This is a genomic window from Pseudodesulfovibrio sp. 5S69 (assembly GCF_037094465.1).
GTDB lineage: Bacteria > Desulfobacterota > Desulfovibrionia > Desulfovibrionales > Desulfovibrionaceae > Pseudodesulfovibrio > Pseudodesulfovibrio methanolicus.
Window position 1 is genome coordinate 2,592,908 of the sequence record NZ_CP146609.1, and the last position, 22,372, is coordinate 2,615,279.

Here is a 22,372-nt window from a genome sequence, read left to right on the forward strand (position 1 = left end):
CCCATGGCCCTGTACGCCACGCTCATGGAGATGTACGAAGCCATGCTGGCGGAACTTGGCCCCAGCCGTTGGTGGCCGGGCGACACCCCCTTCGAGATCGCCATCGGGGCCATCCTGACCCAGAACACCAACTGGAAGAACGTGGAAAAGGCCCTGGCCAACCTGAAGGGTGCGGGCGTGCTTGAGGCCGAGCCTCTGCACGGGCTGCCCGTGCCCGAACTGGCCGAACTCATCCGGCCCGCCGGGTACTACAACGTCAAAGCCAAGCGGATTCACAACTTCCTGCAATTTCTCAAGGATGAAGTGGAGTTCGACCTGCTCGCCCTCAAGGACTGCGAGCTGGCCGAACTGCGGCCCAAGGTGCTCTCCATCAACGGTATCGGGCCCGAGACCGGGGACTGCATCCTGCTCTACGCCCTGGATTTCCCGACCTTCGTGGTGGACGCCTATACGGCCCGGCTCATGGGCCGCCACGGCCTGGCCTGGGAGGACATCGACTACCACGGCCTGCAATCCATTTTCATGGACGCCCTGCCGGAGGATGTGGCACTGTATAATGAATATCATGCCCTCATCGTCCGGGTGGGGGCGAACTGGTGCCGGAAGAAAGCCGGTTTGTGCGAATCCTGCCCCCTTCAACCTTTCCTTGAACAATAGGTCCGCATGCGTAAATTTCTTGTCCTGCCAGTATGTTGTCTTCTGCTGTTACCGATCCTGGCCCGTGCCCAGGCCCAGGACGAGGTCTTGAGCGAGTCGTTGCAGAAGGAACATCAGAAGGCGGACGAGAACGAACAGAAGGTCAGGGCGTTGACCCAAAAGGCCGGACAGATTTCCACCCGGCTGGCGGACATCGAGGACGACGTCAAGTTGCTCAAGCGGCGCATCCGGGACCAGGAAACAGGCTTGGCCGACATCCGCAAGGACGAGCGCCAGGCCGAGCAGGACCACTTCGCCCTGGAAAAGGAGAAGGAACGGATCACCCTGGAGTTGTCCGGGCTGATGCGCACCCTGTGGCCGGTGCATTTGCAGAACGTCCGTTCGCGTTTCGAGGGCGTGGAGGACTGGGCCATGTTCGACCGCCGTTTTAACTGGCTGGCGGACATATACGCGGCCACCAGCCGCAAGCTGGACGAGGCCAGGGCCAATGCCGAAAAGATCGCCCTGAACTTGGAGAACCAGCGCCAACTGGCCGAAGAGGCCGAAAAGCAGTTGGCACAGGTCAACCAGAGCAAGGACCGGCTGCTCCGCAACCAATACGCCCTGCGCAGGAATCTCAAGAAGATCAACAAACAGAAGGAAAACGCCGAAGAGGAGCTGACCGAAATCCTGGCCACCATCGAGGATCTCAAGTACCAGTTGCAATCCCAGAAGACCAAACGGTTCGCCCTGTACAAGCGTGCCCTGCCCTGGCCGGTCCGCGGGCAGGTGGTGGCCGGCTTCAACCTCAAGGCCAAGCCGCCTGCGCGCGGCCTGGCCATCGGTGCCCCGGACGGCAGCACGGTGCAGTCGATTTTTTGGGGCAAGGTGGTGCACAATGATACCCTGCGCGGTTTCGGGCACGTGGTCATCATTTACCACGGATACAATTACTACAGCCTTTACGCCTACTTGTCCGATACGTTCGTGCGAAACGGACAGGAGGTGGAAAAAAACGAACCCCTGGGCACGGTGGGGTATTTCCCCAAGCTGGACGGCACGGGTCTGTATTTTGAATTGCGTTTTCATCAAAAACCAATTAACCCGGAAAGTTGGTTAACAGCCCTGAGATAATTTGTCGTTGACCCAACACATTAGGACTCCGTTATTCGGGAGGCATTCATGCGTGTAACGCTTTGGATAGTCACTTTTCTGCTTCTTTTTACCCTTGCCGTCGCCCCGGCCCAGACCATTGCGGCCAAAGGCGACCAATTCGAAGCGCTCAAAACCTTCTCGCAGGTGCTCGACTTGGTTGAAAGCAACTACGTCAAGCCCGTGACCAAGAAGGAGCTCATCGATAATTCCATCAAGGGCATGCTTGAAGAGCTCGACCCCCACTCCACCTATCTCACGCCCGAGGACTTCAAGGACATGCAGGTGGACACCGCCGGCAAGTTCAGCGGCATCGGCATCGAGATCAGCATGGACCAGGGACGCATCATCGTCGTCTCGCCCATTGAGGACACCCCGGCCTACAAGGCGGGCCTGCTGGCGGGCGACATCATTCTGGAGATCGACGGTGAATCCACCCAGGACATGACCCTCATGGACGCGGTCAAGCTGATCCGCGGCGAAAAGGGCACCTCCGTGAACCTGCTCATCCTGCACAAGGATTCCAACAAGCCGGTGGAAGTGGCCATCGTGCGCGGGACCATCCCCATCGTCAACGTCAAGACTCAGTCCCTGGAAGACGGCTATCTCTACCTGCGGCTGACCAAGTTCCAGGAGTCCTCCACCAAGAACCTGCGCGAGGCCATCACCGAATACCGCAAGAAGCACACCCTCAAGGGCATCGTCTTCGACCTGCGCAACAACCCCGGCGGCCTGCTGAACCAGGCGGTCTCTGTGGCCGACACCTTCCTGGAGGACGGCACCATCGTCTACATCCAGGGCAGGGACCCTGCCAACCGCAAGGACTTCTACGCCACCAAGAACGCCGAAGACGTCAAGGTGCCCATGGTCACCCTGATCAACGCGGGTTCCGCCTCGGCCTCGGAAATCGTGGCCGGCGCCCTGCAGGACCGGAAACGCTCCCTGATCGTGGGCGAACGTTCCTTCGGCAAGGGCTCGGTCCAGCAGATCATCCCCCTGTCCGACGGGTCCGGCATCAAGCTGACCACCGCCCTCTACTACACCCCCAGCGGCCGCTCCATCCAGGCCAAGGGCATCGATCCCGACCTGCGCATCCCCTTCGAGGCGCCCAGGGAGGACGAGAACAACCTGCGCGACCGTTTCACCCTGCGAGAAAAGGACCTGAGCGGCCATCTGGAAAACGGCCAGAAGACCGCCAAGCACAAGAAGGACGAGGACGCCGAGAAGGCCAAGGACATGCTGGCCCGAGACAACCAGGTGCGCATGGCCCTGGAGCTGGTCAAGAGCCTGCCCCGAATGAAGGAAATCCAGTAGGGAGGACGGGCCGCGCCCATGGACGACCGCGCTCCCGACAACAAGACGAACGAACGGGCCGGGTTCGATGGATTCCTCAAGAGGATCTATCGGCCCGGTCCTCTCATTTGCCTGTTCACCCTCGCCTTCCTGGCCCTGGCCGGGCTCGGCTGGATGGTCCTGAACGCCAAGACCCCGCCGCCCCAAGTGATCGCCCCCGTGGTCGAGGATCGAAAGGTCGAGGTAGAGCCCGAGCAAGACAAGACCCAGGGCAAGGCCTATGAAGAGGCCACCTCCGACATGGAGGACCGCGTCAAGCAGGCGGACCTGGCCATCATCGAGACCATGCGGGACCTGGGCCTCAAGATGCACGACCTCGACCTGGTGGATGTGGAACTCCGCCGTTTCGAGGAGCGCGGCTATCACTATCAGGTCCTCCAGTTCCCCAAGGTCACGGACCGCAACCGGTTCCTGGTCACCCTGCGCAAGCGGCTCTATGAGCGGTTGCCCGGTGCGGTCCTGCTGGACAACGGCGACACCGAAGCGGCCGTCGAGATCAACGGCGTACGCACCCATCGGCTGCTTCTCGAAGCCACGCCGCAGATCCTCGCCCGGCCCGAGGCCAAGGGGCCCAAGCTGGTGGTGGTCATCGACGACGTGGGCGAAAATTACGGCGTGCTCAAGGGGCTGACCGGGCTCGACCTGCCCCTGACCTTCGCGGTTTGGCCCCATGCCAGCCACACCCGCGAGTGCGTGGAACTGATCTCCGGGACCCGCCATGACCTGCTCGTCCATTTCCCGATGGAGCCCTTGGGCTACCCCAAGGTCAAGCCCGGCGACGACGCCCTGTTCGTGGCCATGAACGACGACCAGATACGGCAGCGCATCAATGAGAATCTCCAGCGCATTCCCGAAGCCATCGGTGTGAACAATCACATGGGGTCGCGGTTCACTGCCGACGGGCCGGACATGGCGGTGGCCCTGACCGAGTTCAAACGTCACGGCCTGTTCTTCTTGGACAGCCTGACCTCGGGCAAGAGCGTGGGACGGGTTACGGCCAAGTCCGTGGGCATCCCCTTCTACGAGCGGGACACCTTCCTGGACAACGTCAAGGACGTGAACGCCATCCTGCTTCAACTCCGCAAGACCGAGCGGGTCGCCCAGCGCCAGGGCCGGGCCATAGCCATCGGCCACCCCTACCGGCAGACACTGGCCGCCCTCAAGCAGTGGCAGGAAAGCCGGGATACGTCCATTCAGGTCATTCCCCTGTCGAAACTCTCCCCTGAATAGCCCGCTTCGAAACGGAGCCTGGAGAGCGGCCCCTGGAAACGGCTCCCCGGCTTTTCGTCTTTCCTTTTTCCCGACGGTTGGGGGGCATCTGTCAACGAGTTACCCACTCCCCCAAATTTATTGGAATATTCGCATATGCTGATATTGGTATTTGACTAACTCTCGTTTTTGTCTAAACAACTTCACGCAATATCGGGCGAAAAAATAGCCGTTTTATTGCCAGGGATGCCTTGGCGCGGTATGCATGCATATAAGGATTTGGGAAATTCGGCCGATAGGAAACGGACGGGACGGCCCGTTTTTTGCTAACCTTTTAACGACGTTCAATTTTCCGGCGCAGCCGGTCAAACGGGCCGTATGATCGGCGAACATGAGGCTTTGTCCAGATGAGCAAAATCCTCGAACAAGATGAAGTTGATGCCCTGCTCCGGGGTCTTTCCGGGGGGGATGTCGAGACCGAGACCGAGATACCGGAGGACGATACCGGTGTTGTCGCGTTCGACCTGGCCAATCAGGACAGGATCATCCGCGGCCGCATGCCCGTGCTCGAGATCGTCAACGACCGTTTCGCACGGCTGTGCACCAACGCGCTGGCCAACACCATGCGCAAGCGGGTGGACATCAACCCCATCTCCATCGACATGTCCAAGTTCGGCGACTTTATGCGCTCCCTGCCGGTGCCGACGTCCATCTCCATCTTCAAGATGGACCCCCTGCGCGGCAACGCCCTGCTGGTGGTCGATTCCCGCCTGGTCTTCGCCCTGGTCGAGAACTTCTTCGGCGGCGCCGGCAGCCAGCCCAAGGTCGAAGGCCGGGACTTCACGCCCATCGAACAGGCCATTGTCGAGCGCGTAGTCAAGATCGCCCTGGCCAACATGGAGGAATCCTGGAAGCCGGTGCACGAGGTCCACGTGGAAATGGTCCGCACCGAGGTGAACCCCCAGTTTGCGGCCATCGTTCCGCCCTCTGACGTGGTCATCGTGGTCACCTTCGAGGTCGAGCTGGAGAACGCCATCGGTTCGCTTATCGTCTGCCTGCCCTACGCCACCATGGAGCCCATCCGTTCGAAACTGCACGCCTCGTTCCAGTCCGAGCGGTTGGAAGTGGACCACGTCTGGATCAACCGCTTCAAGGAGCGGCTCATGGAGACGCCCGTGGAAATGGTCGTGCGCCTGGGCCGGACCACCATCTCCGGCCGCCAACTGCTCTATCTCCAGGAAGGCGATATCATCCTGCTCGACACCGACGAGGACGAACTCCTTGAAGCAGAAGTCGAGGGCGTGCGCAAATTCCAGGGCTTGCCCGGCCGGGTCAAGGGCAACAAGTCCTTCAAGGTCATCAAGGAAGAGGAAATTCGCTTCTGATCCGCCTTTTCGACGAGTTTTCAGGGGCCGCACGCAGCGGTCCCTTTTTTTTGGGGGGATGAGGTAAGAAAAATCAGGAGTGGAAGCCGCTTCGCGGCGATTGACGGGTGATTACGCCTCCGGCGGGCAAGGGGGCCCACCCTGCATCCCGTTCATGTGCCGTCGGCGCGGGGTGTTGATCGCCTGCAATTGGAAATGGCTTGACGAAAAGCCCGTGGCACGGTCAAAGTTCCCTTTTGAAAAGCACTTCGAGGAGGAGTTTTCCGATGAAGAAGATATTGTTGTTCCTGGTGGCCGCCCTGCTGGTCGCTTCCACCGCCTTTGCCGGCAAGAAATACGTCATCTCCGTGACCCAGATCGTGGAGCATCCGGCCCTGGACGCCATGCGCCAGGGCGTGGCCGACCGCCTCAAGGAAAAGGGCATTGATTTCGACTACAATGTCCATAATGCCCAAAACAACATGGCCACCAACACCCAGATCGTCAGCCAGATTATCGGCGAGGAGCCGGACCTGGTCTTGGCCATCGCCACTCCCGGCGCACAGGCCTGCGCCCGGAAGATCCACGATACCCCCATTGTCTTCACCGGCGTGACCGATCCCGTCACCGCCGGGCTGGTCAAAGACCTCAAGAACACCGACGGCAAGAACATCACCGGTCTGTCCGACTTCAGCCCTATCGACAAGCAGGTCGCCCTGATTCAGGAGCTGGTGCCGGGCGTCAAGACCATCGGCATCATTTACAACTCCGGTGAGCCCAACGCCGTCCCCATCCTCAAGGCCCTGAAGGAAGAGGCCGCCAAGGTCGGCATCAAGGTGGAGGAAGCGACCATCGCCAACTCCAGCGGCGTGTATCAGGCGGCCAAAAGCCTGGTGGGCCGTTGCGACGCGGTCTACGTGGGCACCGACAACACCGTGGTCTCGGCCATCGAGTCCGCCGTGAAGGTCTGCGAGGACAACAAGCTGCCGCTCATCGTCGGCGATGTGGACTCCGTGGCGCGCGGCGCCATAGCGGCCGAGGCCGTGGATTATTACAAGATGGGATTGCAGACCGGCGACATGATCGCCCGCATCCTGGTGGACGGCGTGAAGCCGGCCGACATGCCCGTTGAATTTCTCAATGATCTCAACCTGCACGTGAACATGAAGGCCGCCAAGGCCATGGGCGTGACCGTGCCCCAATCCGTGCTCGACCGGGCCGACAAGGTCATCGAGTAGGCGCGAAACGCATTTGCCAATTGTGCCCATAAACGATACAAGGCGCGTTGCTTCATCAACGCGCCTTTTTTGTTTTTTGCCGGACCCGCCCTGCAACGCTCCGGCTCGGTAACCATTAGGATTAGTACATGACTCTCTACGCATTCTTCGGCGCCATCGAGCAGGGGTTCGCCTACGGCCTCATGGTCATCGGCGTGTACCTGACCTTTCGCGTGCTCGATTTCCCGGACCTCACCGTGGACGGCAGCCTGCCGTTGGGCGCGGCCGTCTCGGCAGTGGCCATCACCTCGGGCTATTCTCCGCTCCTGGCCATCTTCATGGCCGCCGGAGCCGGGTTTATGGCGGGGGCGGCCACCGGCATCCTGAACACCAAGTTCAAGATACTCCACCTGCTCGCCTCCATCCTGACCATGATCGCGCTCTACTCCATCAATCTGCGTATCATGGGACGGCCCAACATGGCCCTGCTCGGCCAGGATACCGTGGTGGACTGGTTCATCGATTTCACCAACATGCTGCCCCAGCACTCGTCCCCGCTGCTCTTTGGTCTGATCTGTTTCGCCGTGGTCATCGTACTCATCTGGTTCCTGCATACCGAGATCGGCCTGGCCTTCCTGGCCACGGGCGACAACAAGCAGATGATCACCAGCCAGGGCGTGAACACCGACAACGTCATCATCTTCGGAGTGGGGCTGTCCAACGCGCTGGTGGCCGCATCCGGTGCCCTGGTGGCCCAAAACCAGGGCGCGGCGGACGTCAACATGGGCGTGGGCACCATCGTCGCGGGCCTGGCCTCGGTTATCATCGGCGAGACCGTGTTCGGTGACAAGACCATCGGCCGCGCGCTTATCGCCGCCCTGCTCGGCTCGGTGCTCTACCGCATCGCCATCGGCTTGGCGCTCGGCCTGAAACTCGGCTCCTTCGCCATCACCCCCAGCGACCTGAACCTGATCACCGCCATCCTGGTGGTCTTTGCCCTGGTCATGCCCAAGATGAAACGCCAGTTCATGGCCGGGAGGTCCAAATGATTTCCATCTCCCACATCACCAAGGCCTTCAACCGGGGCGACGTCAACGAGGTCACCGCGTTGAACGGGGTGAATCTTGAGGTCAAGGACGGCGACTTCATCACCATCATCGGTTCCAACGGCGCGGGCAAGTCCACTTTCCTCAACGCCCTGGCGGGATCCTTTTCCGTGGATTCCGGCAGGATCGTCCTCGACGACCTGGATATCACCAGGTGGCCGGAACACAAGCGCGCCTCGCTCATCGGCCGGGTCTTCCAGGACCCCCTGCTCGGCACCTGCGCCGGGGCGACCATCGAGCAGAACCTGGCCATGGCCAACAAACGCGGCAAGGTCCGGGGCCTCTCCTGGGGCGTGAAGAGCCGGGACCGCGAATATTACCGGGAAAAGCTCGCCATCCTCGGGCTTGGCCTCGAAGACCGCCTCAAGGCCCACACCGGCCTGCTCTCCGGCGGCCAGCGACAGGCCCTGACCATGCTCATGGCCACCCTGGTCCGCCCGCGGCTCCTGCTTCTCGACGAGCACACCGCCGCCCTGGATCCCAAGACCGCGGGCATGGTCCTGGACCTGACCGAGGAGATCGTCGGCTCGCTCGGCCTGACCACTCTCATGGTCACCCACAATATGAAGCAGGCCATCGCCCTGGGCAATCGGCTGATCATGTTCCATCGCGGCCAGGTGGTCCTGGACATCGACGGAGAGGAAAAAAGGAATCTCAAGGTAGAAGACCTCCTGGAACGCTTCTCGCGCCTGCGCGGGGACGAGGGGGTCTCCGACCGTATGTTGTTGGGTTGAGGCCGGTGCGGGCCGAGATCCATATGCTGGCAAAGAACTGCCGACACGTATAAGACAGTAACAGACAAATGGAGGCATCCATGGCAATCGAAAAGACCTTTTCCATCATCAAGCCCGATGCGGTCGAGCGCGGCCTTATCGCCGAGATCCTGAAAATGATCACCGACTCCGGCCTCAAGATCAAAGGCATGAAGATGATCCACATGGACCGTCCCAAGGCCGAAGGCTTCTACGCGGTGCACAAGGAACGCCCCTTCTTCGGCGAACTGGTGGATTACATGATCTCCGGGCCGGTGGTGGTTTCCTGTCTCGAAGGCGAGAACGCCATCGAGAAATACCGTGCTCTCATGGGCGCGACCAATCCGGCCGACGCCGCTCCGGGCACCATCCGCGCGGCTTACGGCCAGAATATCCAGAACAACTCCTGCCACGGTTCCGACGGTCCCGAGACCGCCAAGACCGAGGTGGCATACTTCTTCAACGACGACGAGCTGGTGGGATAATGACAAAGAAAATCGGGTTCATAGGCGTAGGCAACATGGGGTCGGCCATAGCCAAGGGGCTGGCCTCGCGTGACGACATCGAACTGCACGGGGCGGACTTCAACAAGGTCAACCTCGAACGGCTCCACAAGGAACACGGGCTCATCATCCACGAGAGCGCGACCGACCTGGCCAAGGCGTGCGACTACATCGTCCTGGCCGTCAAGCCGCAGCACGCCGAACCCGTGGTCAAGGAGTTGACGCCCCTGCTCGACATGAGCAAATGCCTGACCGCCATCTGCGCGGGCATCCCCCTGTCCACCTACGAGGAATGGACCGAGGACCGCTGCCCCGTGGTGCGCATCATGCCCAACACCCCGGCCCTGGTCGGCCTGGGCGTGTCGGCCATCTGCCTGGACAACCACAATCTGACCGATGAGATGAAGGCGTTCGTGCCCGAACTCTTCGCCTCCATCGGCCAGACGCACGTGCTGCCGGAAAAGCTCTTTGACGCCTTCACCGGCGTGATCGGCTCCGGCCCGGCCTATGTCTTCTACTTCATGGAAGCCATGATCGAGTCCGGCGTGGCCCTGGGCCTGACCCGGTCGCAGAGCGTGGAAATGGTCAAGGGGTTGTTCCTGGGCTCCGCCACCATGGCAGATCAGAGCGAACGCTCCGTGACCGAACTGCGCGAAATGGTCACCTCCCCCGGAGGGACCACCATCCGCGCGCTCATGCACTTCGACCGGCAGGCCCTCAAAGGCGACATCATCGACGGCGTCTTCGAGTCCTACTACCGCAGCATCGAACTGGGCGAACAATAGCGCATAGAATCGGGGGAAGGGAGAAAACCCTTTGAAAAGGGTTTTCTCCCCTTCCCGTCCCTCAACCCCTCTTTCCCAAACTTTTTGTGTGCCTTCGGCAAGGGCGTGCGTCGGTGGATGCGCGTCTTTTTTTATGCATGGGAAATGAAGAGCGTACCGAGAGACGGCACACGCATTGCTCCTTTGCGCACCTCGCGTAGCGACCCAAAAAGTTTTGAAAAATGGAGGGATGGGGATTCAGGAAGGGAGGGAAAAAACTTTCCCAAAAGTTTTTCCCCTCCCTTCCCCCGATTCGCCATCAGGCGAACAACAACCGGATCAGCCCGAGAACAGGAATAAGTACCCAGGCGGTCAGGGTGCCGGTCTTTGCGGCCAGACGGAACAGCTTGTGGAGCTTGGCCCCGTCCCACCAGGTTCCTTCGGGGCCGAGCACGGGCTTGTCCTTGACCTTCCCGAAATAAACCGTGGGGCCGCCCATCTGCGCTTCCATAAGCCAGGCTGCGGCGGCCATGGGCCAGCCCGCGTTGGGGCTCTCCATCCTGCGGGCGTCGTCGCGGTAACGTCCACGGGCGGTGGCCGATTTCAGTCCAAGGCGTTTGCCCACGATGAACAGGAAAAAGGCGGTCAGCCGGGCCGGAATCCAGGCCAGGACGTCGTCGGTTTTGGCCGCGCCCTGCCCCAGGTCGATGTAGCGGTCCGTGCGGTAGCCCCACATGGAATCCATGGTGGATACGGCCTTGTAGGCCCACAGGCCGCCCGGGCCGAGAAGCGCGAGGTAGAACAGAGGCGCGGTGAAGCCGTCGTTGAGATTTTCGCTGACCGTCTCGGCCAGGGTGCGGCGGATGGCGGGCGCGTCGAGTTCCGCGGTTTCGCGGCTGACGAGCATGGACAGGGCCGTGCGCGCGCCGGTCAGGTCGCCGGAATCGAGGAGTTCAGCCACCCGGCGGGCGTCCTTGAGCAGGCAGCCCAGGGCCAGCCCGGCGTAGGCGAAATACACGGCCAGGAGCAGCCCGAGGTACGGGATGGCCGAGAGTTCGGCCACGACGAACCAGGTCGCCCAGGCGAAGAGGAGCACGGCGCCCCACCCAGCCACGCGGAGATTGACGCCTGTGCGGCGAGCGGCCGTTTCGAAGAGGTCGAGCCCCTTGCCGATGAGCCGGACCGGGTGCGGCCAGCCTGCGGGGTCGCCGAGGATGCGGTCCAGGACCACGGCCAGGGCGGGGAGGAGGAAGACGGCGGCGGGATGTTCCATTGGGAATAAAAAAAGGCCGGGAAGAAAGGTTCTTCCCGGCCCTGATGGTCGTTAGTTTTCGAAGTAGGACCGCAGCAGCGCGCTCCGCACGGGGTGGCGGAGCTTGCGCAGGGCCTTGGCCTCGATCTGGCGGATGCGCTCGCGGGTGACGTTGAAGAGCTTGCCCACTTCCTCAAGGGTGTGGTCGGACTTTTCGCCGATGCCGAAGCGTTTGCGCAGGACCTGCTCCTCGCGCGGGGTCAGGTCGGACAGGACCGAGGCGATCTGCTCGCTGAGTTTGGTGGAGACAACTTCCTCGGCGGGCGCGGTGGCCTTCTTGTCCTCGATGAAATCGCCCAGGCTGGAATCTTCCTCGTCACCGATGGGGGTCTCGAGGGAAATGGGTTCCTTGGCGATCTTGAGGACCTTCTTGACCTTCTCCAGCGGGTAATCCATGCGCTCGGCTATCTCCTCCGGAGACGGATCTCGGCCGAGCTCCTGCACCAGGTAGCGCGAGGTGCGGATCAGCTTGTTGATGGTCTCGATCATGTGCACCGGGATGCGGATGGTCCGGGCCTGGTCGGCGATGGCGCGGGTAATGGCCTGTCGGATCCACCATGTGGCGTAGGTCGAGAACTTGTAGCCGCGCTGGTACTCGAACTTGTCCACGGCCTTCATCAAGCCGATGTTGCCCTCCTGGATGAGGTCCAGGAACTGGAGGCCGCGGTTGGTGTATTTCTTGGCGATGGAGACGACCAGGCGCAGGTTGGCGCGGATGAGCTCCTGCTTGGCCTGCATGGCGGTCTGGTTGCCGGACTTGATGCGCCACAGAACCTCTTCGAGGTCGTGCACGGAGTGGCAACACTTGTCCTGCAGACGGTTCATGATCTCCAGCTTGCCCGCGAGCATCTCCTTGAAGGAGAAGAACTCCTCCACGGTCATGCCGAGCTGGGTGGAGGCGGCCACCGGGTTGACCTCGCGGTCGTCCACCTGCTTGAAGAGCTCCTCGATCTCGGCCTTGGTCTTGCCCACGGACAGGACATAGGCGGACAGGTCGCGCTGGCAATTGTGCATTTGCCGCACGTAATCGTTGACCGTCTCGATGATTCGGTCGATGAGGGTCTTCTCCAGCTTGATGTCGCGCAACCTGGTGACGATCTCCTCTTTATAGCTGAGGATTTCCTGCTGCACGCCGTATACGCGCTTGTCCAGGCAGGCGCAGTAGTCGAGCTTGTCGTAGATTTTCTTTTTCCGGCCGTAGAGCTTCTTGACCTCGGCAAGCAGGAAGATGACCCGCTGGCGCTGGTTCATCTCGTCCTCGGAGGGGTCGTCCTCTTCGATGGTCTTGACCACGTCCTTGAGCTTGATGCGGCCTTCTTCCAGGTCCTCGCCCACGGAAATCAGTTCTTCCACGGCCACGGGCACCTCCACCAGGGAGTAGAGGACGTCCATCTCGCCATTTTCTATCTTCTTGGCGATGACCACCTCGCCCTCGCGGTCCAGGAGCGGTACGGCGCCCATCTCGCGCAGATACATGCGCACGGGGTCGGTGCTCCGCGAGGCGTACTCGGTGGAATCGTCGTCGTTATCGTCGAATTCCAATTCCTTGTCGTCGTCATCGTCGGCCAGCTTCTTGCCGGAATCGTCCGAATCCACCAGGGCGATATCCATCTGGTCGAAGATGGCGTGAATTTCCTCGAGCTGGTCGGGGCTGTTGTAGTCGGAAGGCAGGGCCTTGCTCAACTCTTCGTATGTCAGGAATCCCTTTTTCTTACCTTCGGCGATAAGAGCTTTGATCTGTTGGATTTCCTTAATGTTGCTCATCGTCCCTCCTGCGGGCTTCCTTCAGGGCCAGTAATTGTAGTGCCCGTTCGGTGTCTCCGCTTTGCTGTGCCTGACGTATGGCCTCTGTGAGCTGGCGCTTGTCCAGTTTCTCCTGCTCAAGCGCGATCGTGTGACAAATATGATTCCATTCATCCAGCAGTTCCCGGCCGGAGAGGACGTTCTCATGAAATTCTTCGCGACACTGGATGTAAAAGCCCTTTTCCTGTTCGTTCAGCAGGCTCGCTACTTGGCCTTGCTGCGTCGTTTCGAGCTTCTCCCACAATGTCCGCGCCCATGGGGTGCGAAGAACCTGGGTCATTCCCCTTTTGGCCAGTTCCGGCACATAGTCCGGGTACTGAATCGAAAACCGCAAAAAATACCGATCATCCGCAAAGTCCTTGCCGACGCCCACGCCCGGCTGCTGCTCGGCCCGTTGCGTCTGTCGGGGCTGATGCCTTGGATTGCGCTGTTGCGGAGTAGCCGCACCCGCGTCGCGCCTGAAGTCAGCCTCCGACAACCCGAGCCCGCTCGCAATGCGAGGCAGGTAGAACGCCCGCAAGGACGCGTCGGACAATTCCGACAAAAAACTCTTGGCCCACGCCATGATGTCCCTGGGGGCGTACTCCTCCCGCAGGGTGTTCATGCAAAAAGTCAAACCGTCCGGGGCTTCGTTCATGCAGGCCTCGAACCCTTCCGCCCCTCTGGTCTGGAGCAGGCTGTCCACGTCCTCGCCGTCCGGCATGAGGACCACTTTGCAGGCCACGCCCTGCAGCAGGATCATCCTGCTGGATTTCATGGCCGCCTTGCGCCCCGCCCCGTCGCCGTCGAAGACCAGATCGACGCGCGAACAGAATCCGGCCAACCTCTTCACCTGATCGGCGGTCAGGGCCGTGCCCAGAACGCCGCATGAATCGGTGTAGCCGAACTGATGGAGCGATATCACATCCATGTATCCTTCGGTCAGGATGGCCCGCTTGGTGCGGGTCATGGTTGACCGGGCCAGGTTGAGCCCATACAAGTGGTCGCCCTTCTTGTATATAGGCGTATCCGAGCTGTTCAGGTACTTGGGTTCTCCTTCAGTAATTATTCTGCCGCCAAAAGCAATGACCCGACCCGATAAATTTTGGATGGGGTAGATCAATCTCCCACGGAATCTATCGTAAATATTGCCCTTTTCGTTTTTCGACAATAATCCGGCTTCAACCCCGAGTTCGGGATTGCGGCCTTTGGTGCGCAGAAAATTATCCAATCCGTGCCAGTCCTCCGGGGAATAGCCCAAACCGAACTGGGCGATCATCTCCGGAGTCATGCCCCTGTCCGACAGGTAGCGGCGGCAATGGTCCCCGGACGCCAGGGACAGGTTGCGCTGGAAAAACTGATTGGCCTCGTCGTGCATATCCAGAAGGATCTGCTTCCTGGCCTTGCGCTCGGCCGCGTGCGGGTCGTGCGGCACATGGCTCAGTTCCACCCCGCATTCGGCGGCAAGTTGTTCCAAGGCCTCCCGGAACTCCAGGCCGTTGATGCGCCCGTAAAAATCGATGACGTCGCCCGAGGCTTGGCAGCCGAAGCAATAGAAGAAGCCCTCTTCGTCGTTCACGGACATGGAGGGCTTGGTTTCCTGGTGGAACGGGCATGCGCCCATCCACCGGCCCGAAACCGGTTTCAGGTCAACATACCGGCGCACTATGTCCGAGATATTGATCCGGGCCTTGACGGCCTCGATACCACTTCTGTCCACCAGACGCCTCCGGGCAAAGCCGTTACTTGAGCGTTACCTCGGTCATGCCGTCCCCACCCCGGTCTTCGGGGGCCAGGGAGAAATTTTCCACAGCGGGATAATATTTCAAAAACTCGTGCACCTCGCGCCGCAGCGCACCGGTTCCCCGGCCGTGCACGATTTCGAGCTTGCCCGCGCCCTTGCGCAAGGCGGCATCCAGGGCCCGTTCCAGCTCGCTGAGCGCCTCATCGGCCCGGTGGCCGCGCAGATCCACCTCGACCACCAGCTCACTCGTGGCCGGGGCCTTGGCCTCGGCTGGCTTGGCAAAGGGCCGTGAAACGTCATCCGCCGGGCCGAGATGTTCGGCCTTGACCCACATGGCCACCCCGCCGATATCGACCTTGGCCTGCTTCTTTTTCTCGTTGATTTCCAGCACGGTACCCGACTTGTTCCAAGCCAGATACGACACTTTTTTGCCTGGGACAATATCCGAGAAGGAAAACACGGTGTCTTTTTTCCGTTCGGGCGCGATGTCCTCGATACGCAGCCGCGCCTGGTGAAGCTTCTTGCGCGCCTCTTTTTGCCCGATGCGCTCGGTTTTCCACTGTTTGACCACGTCCTGTGCCTTGGACTGGACCTCCTTGAGGATCTTGGTGCGCTCCTTCTCGAATTTTTGTTCGAGGTTGGCCCGCTTCCTCTCGATGCGGGTGCGCTCCTCCTCGATGGCGTCCAGCTCGGCCTCTTTCTTGACGGCCATGGCGTTGAGGCGGTCCAGCACGGCGGAGGTGTCCGAGCCGTCCAGCAGGAGATATTTTTCGGCCCGCTCCAGGATGGCGGCGGGCAGGCCGTGCTCGCGGGCCACGTCCAAGGCGATGGACGCGCCGACCTGGTCGTAGGCCAGCCGGAACAACGGCCTCTTGGTGCTGGGGTCAAAGAGTACGCTGGCCGCGCGCACGCCCTTGGTGGCCATGGCGTAGGCCTTGAGCGCCGGGAAATGGGTGGCCGTGAACGCTGTGGCCCGCTTCTCCAGCAGAGAGTCGATGACCGCCTGGGCCAGGGCCGCGCCCTGGGTGGGGTCCGTGCCCGCGCCGAATTCGTCGAGGATGAACAGGGAACGGGCGTCGACCTTGTCCCAGACCCGCCGCAGGTACTGGATCTGGGCGGTGAAGGTGGAGACGTTCTCCTCCAGGGACTGCTCGTCGCCCATGATGACGAAGATGTCCTCCCACAGGGGCAGGCTGCTGCCCTCGGCCGCCGGGACCGGCAGGCCGGAAAAGGCCATCAGGCCGATGAGGCCCACGGTCTTAAGGCAGACGGTCTTGCCGCCCGCGTTGCCGCCGCTGACGATCATGGCCCGCTGCCCGTCGAGCAGTTCGATGTTCACGGGGTGGACGGACTCGTCGGTCAGTGCCAGGAGCGGATGGCGGGCCTTGAGCAGTTTAGGCGCGCCCTCCTCCGTGACCTCGATGGTCCGGCCGCCGTAGGCGTCGGCCAGCCGCACCTTGGCCATGAGCACGTCCAGGGTGACGAGCCCATGGTAGGCCTCGCGGACCTCCTCCTGTTCCTGGCGCACCAGCCCGGTCAGGTATTGCAGGACCTTGTATTCCTCGGCGCGCTCCTCGCGCTTGAGCTCCTGGAGCTTGTTGTTGGTCTCCACCAGAAAGATGGGCTCGAAGTAGCAGGTCTCGCCGGTCTGCGAGTAGTCGTGAATGATGCCCTTGGTCTTGTTTTTGAAATTTGCTTTGATGGGCAGCACGTAGCGGTCGGACGAGACGGTCATGAACTCGTCCTGCATGGCCGCGCCCAGGTTTTCCTGGAGAATGAAGTCCTTGACCCGTTTGGTGCAGCGCTGGTGGATGGCCCGAATCTCCTGGCGCACTGACATGAGGTTCGGGGAACTCTCGTCCTTGATCTGTCCTTCGGCGTCCAGGCAGCGCCCGATGCCGGACACGGTCTTCTGCGGCCAGGCATAGGCGAAGAGTTCGTCCTTGAGCACCTCCCAGCCTCGCTCCTCGAAGCTCCCCAGGGATTCGCGGGCATCCTTGGCCAGGTCCAGGAGGATCTTCAGCGCGAAGAGTGCGTCCTGGTCGAGCACGGCCAGTTCGCTGCCCAGGTGCGGGAAGATGCCGCCCAGCTCGGGGAAGGCGCGCATGCGGAAACCGGACTCGCCGACCCAGGCCGCGCCCTGCTCAAACAGGACTCCTGCCCGGCGGACGGACTCAAGGTCGTCGTACGGGTGGATGGCCAGGCACGCGGCAGCCCCGGGCTCGGACGTGGCGAAACCGGACAGTGCCCCAAGGATCTTGGGGAATTCCAATACCTGGAAAGTTCTGGACTCCATGGGTGAGCCGGGGGGTTGGAGAGTTAGGAGAGCTTGGACCGAACCAGTCCGCTGGCTTTCTTGCCGTCGACCTGTCCCGTGTGTGCACCGAGCACGGCCTGCATGACCTTGCCCATGTCCGCCATGGAGGACGCGCCGACATCGGCAATGGCCTTGTCGATGGCTGCGGAGAGCTCCTCGTCGGAGAGCTGCTTGGGAAGATAGACTTCAAGGGCGGCGAGTTCGTCGGCTTCGACCTTGGCCAGGTCGTCCCTCCCTGCCTTGGAGTACTGGTCGAAGGAATCCTTGCGCTGCTTGACCTGCTTGGCGATGAGATCGAGTACGGTCTCATCGGACAGGTCCTGGCTTTTTTCCTCGACCATACGGTTTTTAATGGCCGTCTTGAGATGTCTCAAGACGGCCACTTTTACCGTAGCTTTGGCCTTGTAGGCCTCTATGTAGTCTTTGTCTATTTGCTTTGACAGACTCATAATTTACATGCTGCGCATCTTGCGCATTTTTTGGCAAGCCTTTTCTTGGCGGCAGCTTTCTTTTTCTTCTTCTGCACGCTGGGCTTTTCGTAGTGCTGGCGTTTCTTCAGTTCGGACAGGATTCCGGCCTTCTCCACCTGCTTCTTGAAGCGGCGCAGAGAAACGTCGAAGTTGTCGTTGTCGTCAAAATACACTCCGGGCAATGAAAATCACCTCCTCGGTGAACCGCCCGCTCATTTGGCGGGCCAGCGAAATAAGAGAAACTAGATATATATAAAAAAGAGAAAAGGCAACCCCAAAATGCAAACAAAAATTTGCCGAGAGGTCATGAAAAAAAGGCCCGTCCGGCAGTACCCGGACAGGCCCTTTCGGTGCATTGGTGTTCGGAGACTAATGATCCGCTTTTTTTGCATCACGCAAAGACTGCAGGACCGTAACCGCCAAGGCGACACCGATGACGCCGAGGACGATGTACAGGACACCGAAAAAGACGAAATGGTCGGGCATCCACCAGGGGAGATCCATGGGCAGCGGGCTGTGAACGGTTTCACCGTGAATCATCGTATCATCTCCAACTTATTTAACGGCGTCCTTGAGGATCTTGCCGGGACGGAATTTGACAACCTTGGTCTCGGGAATCTTGAGCTCGAGACCGGTGCGGGGGTTGCGGCCAACGCGGGCTTTGCGGAGTTCCACCATGAAGGTGCCGAACCCGGTCAGGGTAAGCTTGCCCTCGGAAACCAGGGTGCTTTCCACGGTCTCCAGGAACGCATTCAGGGCGCGTTCGGCATTCGCTTTGGTCAGATTGGCCTTTTCCGCGATTTTGACAACCAATTCAGCCTTTGTCATCAGTCCTTCCTCCTCGGTGAAATAATTACCTGATGGTATTTGTTAAAGTGCAGCCAGAGCACAAAACGCACTCGCACTTTGTTTCCGTCACCAACTCACCCCTTGGCCTTTAATTGAACTTTTGTCCCGTGTCCAGCCCGAGTACTGAAAAAAAACGAAAAAACCTACGCTATATGGCGCTTCCGGGACATTTGGCCTTCCATTTTTCAGCCCGAAAAAGCCCCCTTCACACCCCTTGGATCATGGTATTCCAAAGGTCTTTGTGAAAATATGTACTAATATATTAAGGAAAGCGTACGGAATTGTGCCGGAGTGAGATTTTCCGGCCGCGCCGAAGGGCTGACGCCCTCGTCCAGGAACCACCGCTCCACAGCCGGGGTCATGCGTTTCTTGAGGATGGTGGAAATCTGTTTGCGCCGCTGCTGAAAGAGCAGCTTGATCAGCCCGGCCAGCCTGTCCGGATCGTCGGGACGGTCTTCGCGGGGCAGCGGGTCGAAGCGGACCACGGCGGAGTCGACCTTGGGGCGCGGCCGGAAGACCGAGGGCGGCACCTTGAAGAGATATCGCGTGTCGCAGAAGTTCCTCACCCAGGCGGTCAGCCCGCCGAAGGCCTTGGTGCCGGGGGTGGCGGTCAGGCGCAGAGCCACCTCGTGCTGGACCATGAAGACCGCGCGCTCCAGGGTCTCCACCCGGCTGACGATGTCCCAGATCAGCTTGGAACCCACGTTGTACGGGAGGTTCCCGATGATCTTGCACGGCCCGGTCTCGTTCAGGTCCGTCCACGGGAATTTGAGGGCGTCGGTCCGGACCACGTCCAGTTCCGGCCAGCGCTCTTCGAGCCCCTCGGCCAGTTCGTCGTCCATCTCCACCACGCGCAGGCGCCGCGCCCCGACCTCGGCCAGGTGCTCGGTCAAGGCCCCCTGCCCCGGACCTATCTCAATAATATAGTCGTCGGGCGCGGGCGCGAGGGCGTCCACGATCTTGCGGCAGATGTTGGGGTCGGTCAGAAAATTCTGGCCCAGGCTTTTCTTGGCCCGGTGCGGTCCGTCTTGATGCGCCATGTGCGTTCTCCGTTGTCAGGGGATAGCGGAACCTGGTCCGGCTGGCAACAGCATTGACACGATCTCCCCGGAAAACGTATGAATCCCCGGTATTCATTCTATGAGGAGGATTCATGAATCTGCGCCATTATGTCCGGGACATCCCGGATTATCCCAAGAAAGGGATCACGTTTTTCGACATCACGCCCATTCTGAGCACCCCCAAGGCCTTCCGCTACGTCATCGACCTGCTGTACGAGAAGTATAAGGACTGCGGCGCGGACAAGATCGTGGCCGCCGATGCCCGCGGCTTCATCTTCGGCGCGCCCCTGGCCCTCAAGATGGGCATCGGCTTCGTACCCATCCGCAAGCCCGGCAAGCTGCCGTACAAGAACCGCTGCGTGACCTACGACCTGGAATACGGCTCCGACACCCTGTGCATGCACGTGGACGCCATCGAGGATGGCGACAAGGTCTTGATGATCGACGACCTGCTGGCCACGGGCGGCACGGCCGAGGGCATGGTCAAGCTGATCCGCGAAGCGGGCGGCGAGATCGTGGGCGCCGGGTTCGTCATCCAGCTCTCCTTCCTGGACGGCGACGAGGTCATGCGCGCGGCCGGCGTGAAACATGATTTCCTCATTGAAATCGACTAACAAGGAACGACCATGAGCAAGATCGGCATCATCGGCGGCAGCGGCCTGGACGACCCGGACCTGTTGCGGGACGCCCGCGACGTGGAAATGGGCACTCCCTACGGCAAGCCCTCCGCCCTCCTCCAGGAAGGGACCATAGCGGGCCGGGAAGTGGTCCTTCTCGCCCGGCACGGCCGCGCGCACACCATCCCGCCCACCTTCGTCAACTACCGCGCCAACATCAAGGCCCTGAAGGACATGGGCTGCACCCGCATCCTGGCTACCACGGCCTGCGGCTCCCTGCGCCGGGAGATCGACCGGGGCCATCTGGTCATCCTGGATCAGTTCATCGACTTCACCCGGCGCCGGCAGGTTTCCTTTTTCGACGAGTTCGAGCCGCACTGCGCGGTGCACACGGCCATGGCCGATCCCTTTGACGCCGACATGCGCGGCAAGCTCAACGCCGCCTGTGACCGGCTGGGCCTGGACCACCACGAGAGCGGCACGGTCATCACCATCGAGGGCTCGCGATTTTCCACCCGGGCCGAATCCAACATGTTCCGGCTGTGGGGCGCGGACGTCATCAACATGAGCGTGGCCCCGGAGTGCATCCTGGCCAACGAGGCGGGCATTCCGTATGCCGCCGTGGCCATGAGCACAGACTACGACTGCTGGAAGACGGACGAGGCCCCGGTGACCTGGGAGGAAATCCTCGAGGTCTTCAAGAGCAACGTGGAAAAGGTCACCTCTCTGCTCGTCGAAGTCATCAAGGACCTGGACTAGGCCATGCCCTCGCCCGCTTCCGCCGATTCCGCGCCGCACGCCTGCGATCTGCTGGTCCGGGCCGACGCGGTGGTCACCCAGGACGACGCCCGCCGCGTCCTGACCGGCGCCGCCGTGGCCATCAGCGACGGCCTGGTGATCGAGGTCGGGGATTACGCCCGGCTCGACGCCCGGTACGAGCCCGCCCGGCGGTTGGACATGTCGGGCAAGATGCTCCTGCCGGGCCTGGTCAACGGCCATACCCACCTGCCCATGACCCTGCTGCGCGGCTTTGCCGACGACCTGCCGCTCATGGAGTGGCTGGAGGGTCACATCTGGCCCGTGGAGGCCAAGCTGGACGAGGACCTGCTCGACATCGGCGCGCAGCTCGGCTGCGCGGAGCTCATCCGCACCGGGTGCACGGCCTTCCTGAACGGCTATTTCCACGAGCAGGTTACCGGCAAGGCGGCCTCAAACTGCGGCCTGCGCGCGGTCTTGGGCGAAGGCTTCTTCGCCTTCCCTTCCCCGTTCTTCCCCACGGCCGATGCCTGCTGGGCGGCCATCCGCGCCCTGGAGGAGCGTTTCCGAGACGACCCGCTGGTGCGCACGGCGGTCACCCCTCATGCGGCCTTCACCGTGCCGCCGGAGATCCTTGCGGCCAGCTTCGAACTGGCCGAGTCCCTGGACATCCCCTGGCAGACCCACCTGGCCGAATCCCCTACCGAAACGGCGGTCTGCCTGGGCAAGTACGGTATGCGTCCGGTGGAAATCCTGCGCAGGGAAGGGCTGCTCTCGCCGCGCGTCACCCTGCACCACTGCGTGGACGTGGAGGAGCGGGAAATCGCCCAACTGGCCGCATCCGGGGCCAATGTGGTCCACAACCCGGCCTCCAACCTGAAGCTCTGTTCCGGCATGTCCCCGGTACAGGCCATGCTCGACGCCGGGGTCAACGTGGGGCTCGGTACCGACGGTGCGTCGAGCAACAACCAATTGAACATGTTCCGCGACATGGGACTGGCCGCGCTCATGGGCAAGGTCCGCCACGGCGACGCCTCGGCCGTGAACGCTCAGACCGCTCTGGATATGGCCACCCGCAATTCGGCCCGCTGCCTGGGCTGGCCCGAACTGGGCCGGATCGAGGCGGGCTTCCCGGCGGACATCATCGCCCTGGACCTCTCCTCACCCAACCTCATGCCCGTGTTCAACCACGTATCTCACGCGGTCTATGCATCCACGGGCATGGAAGTGTGCATGACCATGGTGGCGGGCGAGGTCCTGTACCTCTACGGCGATTTCCGGACCCTCGACGTCAGCGGCCTGAGAAAGGAGGCCGTGCGGTGTGCCGAGTGGGTTCGGAGCGCCTCCGGAAAATGAAAAAGAACCGCAAAGAGCTTGACAACACCCACCATGGGTGCATATCGAAGTC

22 protein-coding genes are annotated in these 22,372 nt (G+C 61.3%); 13 read left to right on the forward strand and 9 right to left on the reverse strand.

Translation table 11 applies throughout. The features are described from left to right. Positions 1 to 3: 3 nt before the first annotated feature. The 10 genes from V8V93_RS12325 to proC all read left to right on the forward strand — a co-directional run bounded on the left by V8V93_RS12325 (position 4) and on the right by proC (position 10,077). Positions 4 to 657, forward strand: coding sequence for an endonuclease III domain-containing protein (locus V8V93_RS12325; RefSeq protein ID WP_338666894.1), 654 nt, complete (start codon positions 4 to 6; stop codon positions 655 to 657). A gap of 6 nt (positions 658 to 663) precedes the next feature. Further along, complete coding sequence (locus V8V93_RS12330) at positions 664 to 1,770, forward strand: murein hydrolase activator EnvC family protein (protein ID WP_338666895.1); 1,107 nt, start codon at positions 664 to 666, stop codon at positions 1,768 to 1,770. A 48-nt stretch (positions 1,771 to 1,818) separates the two neighbouring features. Then, entirely contained in the window at positions 1,819 to 3,102 is a 1,284-nt protein-coding gene (locus tag V8V93_RS12335) for a S41 family peptidase (protein ID WP_338666896.1), read from the forward strand. Positions 3,103 to 3,120: 18 nt separating this feature from the next. Continuing rightward, entirely contained in the window at positions 3,121 to 4,371 is a 1,251-nt protein-coding gene (locus V8V93_RS12340) for a divergent polysaccharide deacetylase family protein (protein WP_338666897.1), read from the forward strand. Between the two features lie 386 nt (positions 4,372 to 4,757). Continuing rightward, positions 4,758 to 5,735, forward strand: coding sequence for a flagellar motor switch protein FliM (fliM, locus tag V8V93_RS12345; protein WP_071543694.1), 978 nt, complete (start codon positions 4,758 to 4,760; stop codon positions 5,733 to 5,735). Between the two features lie 266 nt (positions 5,736 to 6,001). Beyond that, positions 6,002 to 6,952: an ABC transporter substrate-binding protein gene (locus V8V93_RS12350; RefSeq protein WP_338666898.1), complete on the forward strand. Its 951-nt coding sequence runs from the start codon at positions 6,002 to 6,004 to the stop codon at positions 6,950 to 6,952. Positions 6,953 to 7,080: 128 nt separating this feature from the next. Beyond that, positions 7,081 to 7,980 (forward strand): ABC transporter permease, encoded by a 900-nt coding sequence (locus V8V93_RS12355; RefSeq protein WP_338666899.1) that lies wholly within the window; start codon positions 7,081 to 7,083, stop codon positions 7,978 to 7,980. Further along, positions 7,977 to 8,771: an ABC transporter ATP-binding protein gene (locus tag V8V93_RS12360; RefSeq protein WP_338666900.1), complete on the forward strand. Its 795-nt coding sequence runs from the start codon at positions 7,977 to 7,979 to the stop codon at positions 8,769 to 8,771. The genes V8V93_RS12355 and V8V93_RS12360 overlap by 4 nt, the downstream gene beginning before the upstream one ends. A gap of 80 nt (positions 8,772 to 8,851) precedes the next feature. Beyond that, complete coding sequence (ndk, locus tag V8V93_RS12365; protein WP_338666901.1) at positions 8,852 to 9,274, forward strand: nucleoside-diphosphate kinase; 423 nt, start codon at positions 8,852 to 8,854, stop codon at positions 9,272 to 9,274. After that, positions 9,274 to 10,077 (forward strand): pyrroline-5-carboxylate reductase, encoded by an 804-nt coding sequence (gene proC / locus V8V93_RS12370; protein WP_338666902.1) that lies wholly within the window; start codon positions 9,274 to 9,276, stop codon positions 10,075 to 10,077. Before ndk ends, proC begins: the two co-directional genes overlap by 1 nt. Positions 10,078 to 10,375: 298 nt before the next feature. On the opposite strand, the gene cbiB is transcribed toward proC, so the two are convergent. The 9 genes from cbiB to rsmA form a co-directional block, all read right to left on the reverse strand. Next, on the reverse strand, positions 10,376 to 11,329 hold the full coding sequence (gene cbiB, locus V8V93_RS12375; RefSeq protein ID WP_338666903.1) for an adenosylcobinamide-phosphate synthase CbiB: 954 nt from the start codon (positions 11,327 to 11,329) through the stop codon (positions 10,376 to 10,378). 51 nt (positions 11,330 to 11,380) lie between these two features. Further along, complete coding sequence (gene rpoD / locus V8V93_RS12380) at positions 11,381 to 13,132, reverse strand: RNA polymerase sigma factor RpoD (protein ID WP_338666904.1); 1,752 nt, start codon at positions 13,130 to 13,132, stop codon at positions 11,381 to 11,383. Next, positions 13,119 to 14,870 carry a DNA primase gene (gene dnaG, locus V8V93_RS12385; RefSeq protein ID WP_338666905.1) on the reverse strand — a complete coding sequence of 584 codons (1,752 nt, stop codon included), beginning with the start codon at positions 14,868 to 14,870 and terminating at the stop codon, positions 13,119 to 13,121. Before dnaG ends, rpoD begins: the two co-directional genes overlap by 14 nt. Before the next feature lie 22 nt (positions 14,871 to 14,892). Then, the gene (locus tag V8V93_RS12390; RefSeq protein ID WP_338666906.1) at positions 14,893 to 17,190 is read right to left on the reverse strand and encodes an endonuclease MutS2; all 2,298 of its coding nucleotides are present in this window, start codon (positions 17,188 to 17,190) and stop codon (positions 14,893 to 14,895) included. Positions 17,191 to 17,213: 23 nt separating this feature from the next. Further along, positions 17,214 to 17,660, reverse strand: coding sequence for a GatB/YqeY domain-containing protein (locus V8V93_RS12395; protein WP_338666907.1), 447 nt, complete (start codon positions 17,658 to 17,660; stop codon positions 17,214 to 17,216). Further along, positions 17,657 to 17,863 (reverse strand): 30S ribosomal protein S21, encoded by a 207-nt coding sequence (gene rpsU / locus V8V93_RS12400; RefSeq protein ID WP_338666908.1) that lies wholly within the window; start codon positions 17,861 to 17,863, stop codon positions 17,657 to 17,659. The genes V8V93_RS12395 and rpsU overlap by 4 nt, the downstream gene beginning before the upstream one ends. Before the next feature lie 187 nt (positions 17,864 to 18,050). Next, on the reverse strand, positions 18,051 to 18,221 hold the full coding sequence (locus V8V93_RS12405; protein ID WP_165610760.1) for a hypothetical protein: 171 nt from the start codon (positions 18,219 to 18,221) through the stop codon (positions 18,051 to 18,053). Between the two features lie 15 nt (positions 18,222 to 18,236). Next, complete coding sequence (locus V8V93_RS12410) at positions 18,237 to 18,509, reverse strand: HU family DNA-binding protein (protein WP_338666909.1); 273 nt, start codon at positions 18,507 to 18,509, stop codon at positions 18,237 to 18,239. A gap of 275 nt (positions 18,510 to 18,784) precedes the next feature. After that, on the reverse strand, positions 18,785 to 19,570 hold the full coding sequence (rsmA, locus tag V8V93_RS12415; protein WP_338666910.1) for a 16S rRNA (adenine(1518)-N(6)/adenine(1519)-N(6))-dimethyltransferase RsmA: 786 nt from the start codon (positions 19,568 to 19,570) through the stop codon (positions 18,785 to 18,787). 113 nt (positions 19,571 to 19,683) lie between these two features. Here rsmA and V8V93_RS12420 point away from each other — a divergent pair, with 113 nt between their 5' ends. From V8V93_RS12420 to V8V93_RS12430, 3 genes are read left to right on the forward strand one after another with little or no spacing between them, the layout of a single operon-like run. Further along, positions 19,684 to 20,205 (forward strand): adenine phosphoribosyltransferase, encoded by a 522-nt coding sequence (locus V8V93_RS12420; protein WP_338666911.1) that lies wholly within the window; start codon positions 19,684 to 19,686, stop codon positions 20,203 to 20,205. Positions 20,206 to 20,217: 12 nt separating this feature from the next. After that, a complete protein-coding gene (mtnP, locus tag V8V93_RS12425) occupies positions 20,218 to 20,967 on the forward strand; it encodes an S-methyl-5'-thioadenosine phosphorylase (protein ID WP_338666912.1) in 750 nt (249 codons plus the stop codon). 3 nt (positions 20,968 to 20,970) lie between these two features. Then, positions 20,971 to 22,320: an amidohydrolase gene (locus tag V8V93_RS12430; RefSeq protein WP_338666913.1), complete on the forward strand. Its 1,350-nt coding sequence runs from the start codon at positions 20,971 to 20,973 to the stop codon at positions 22,318 to 22,320. The last annotated feature ends 52 nt before the right edge of the window (positions 22,321 to 22,372 follow it).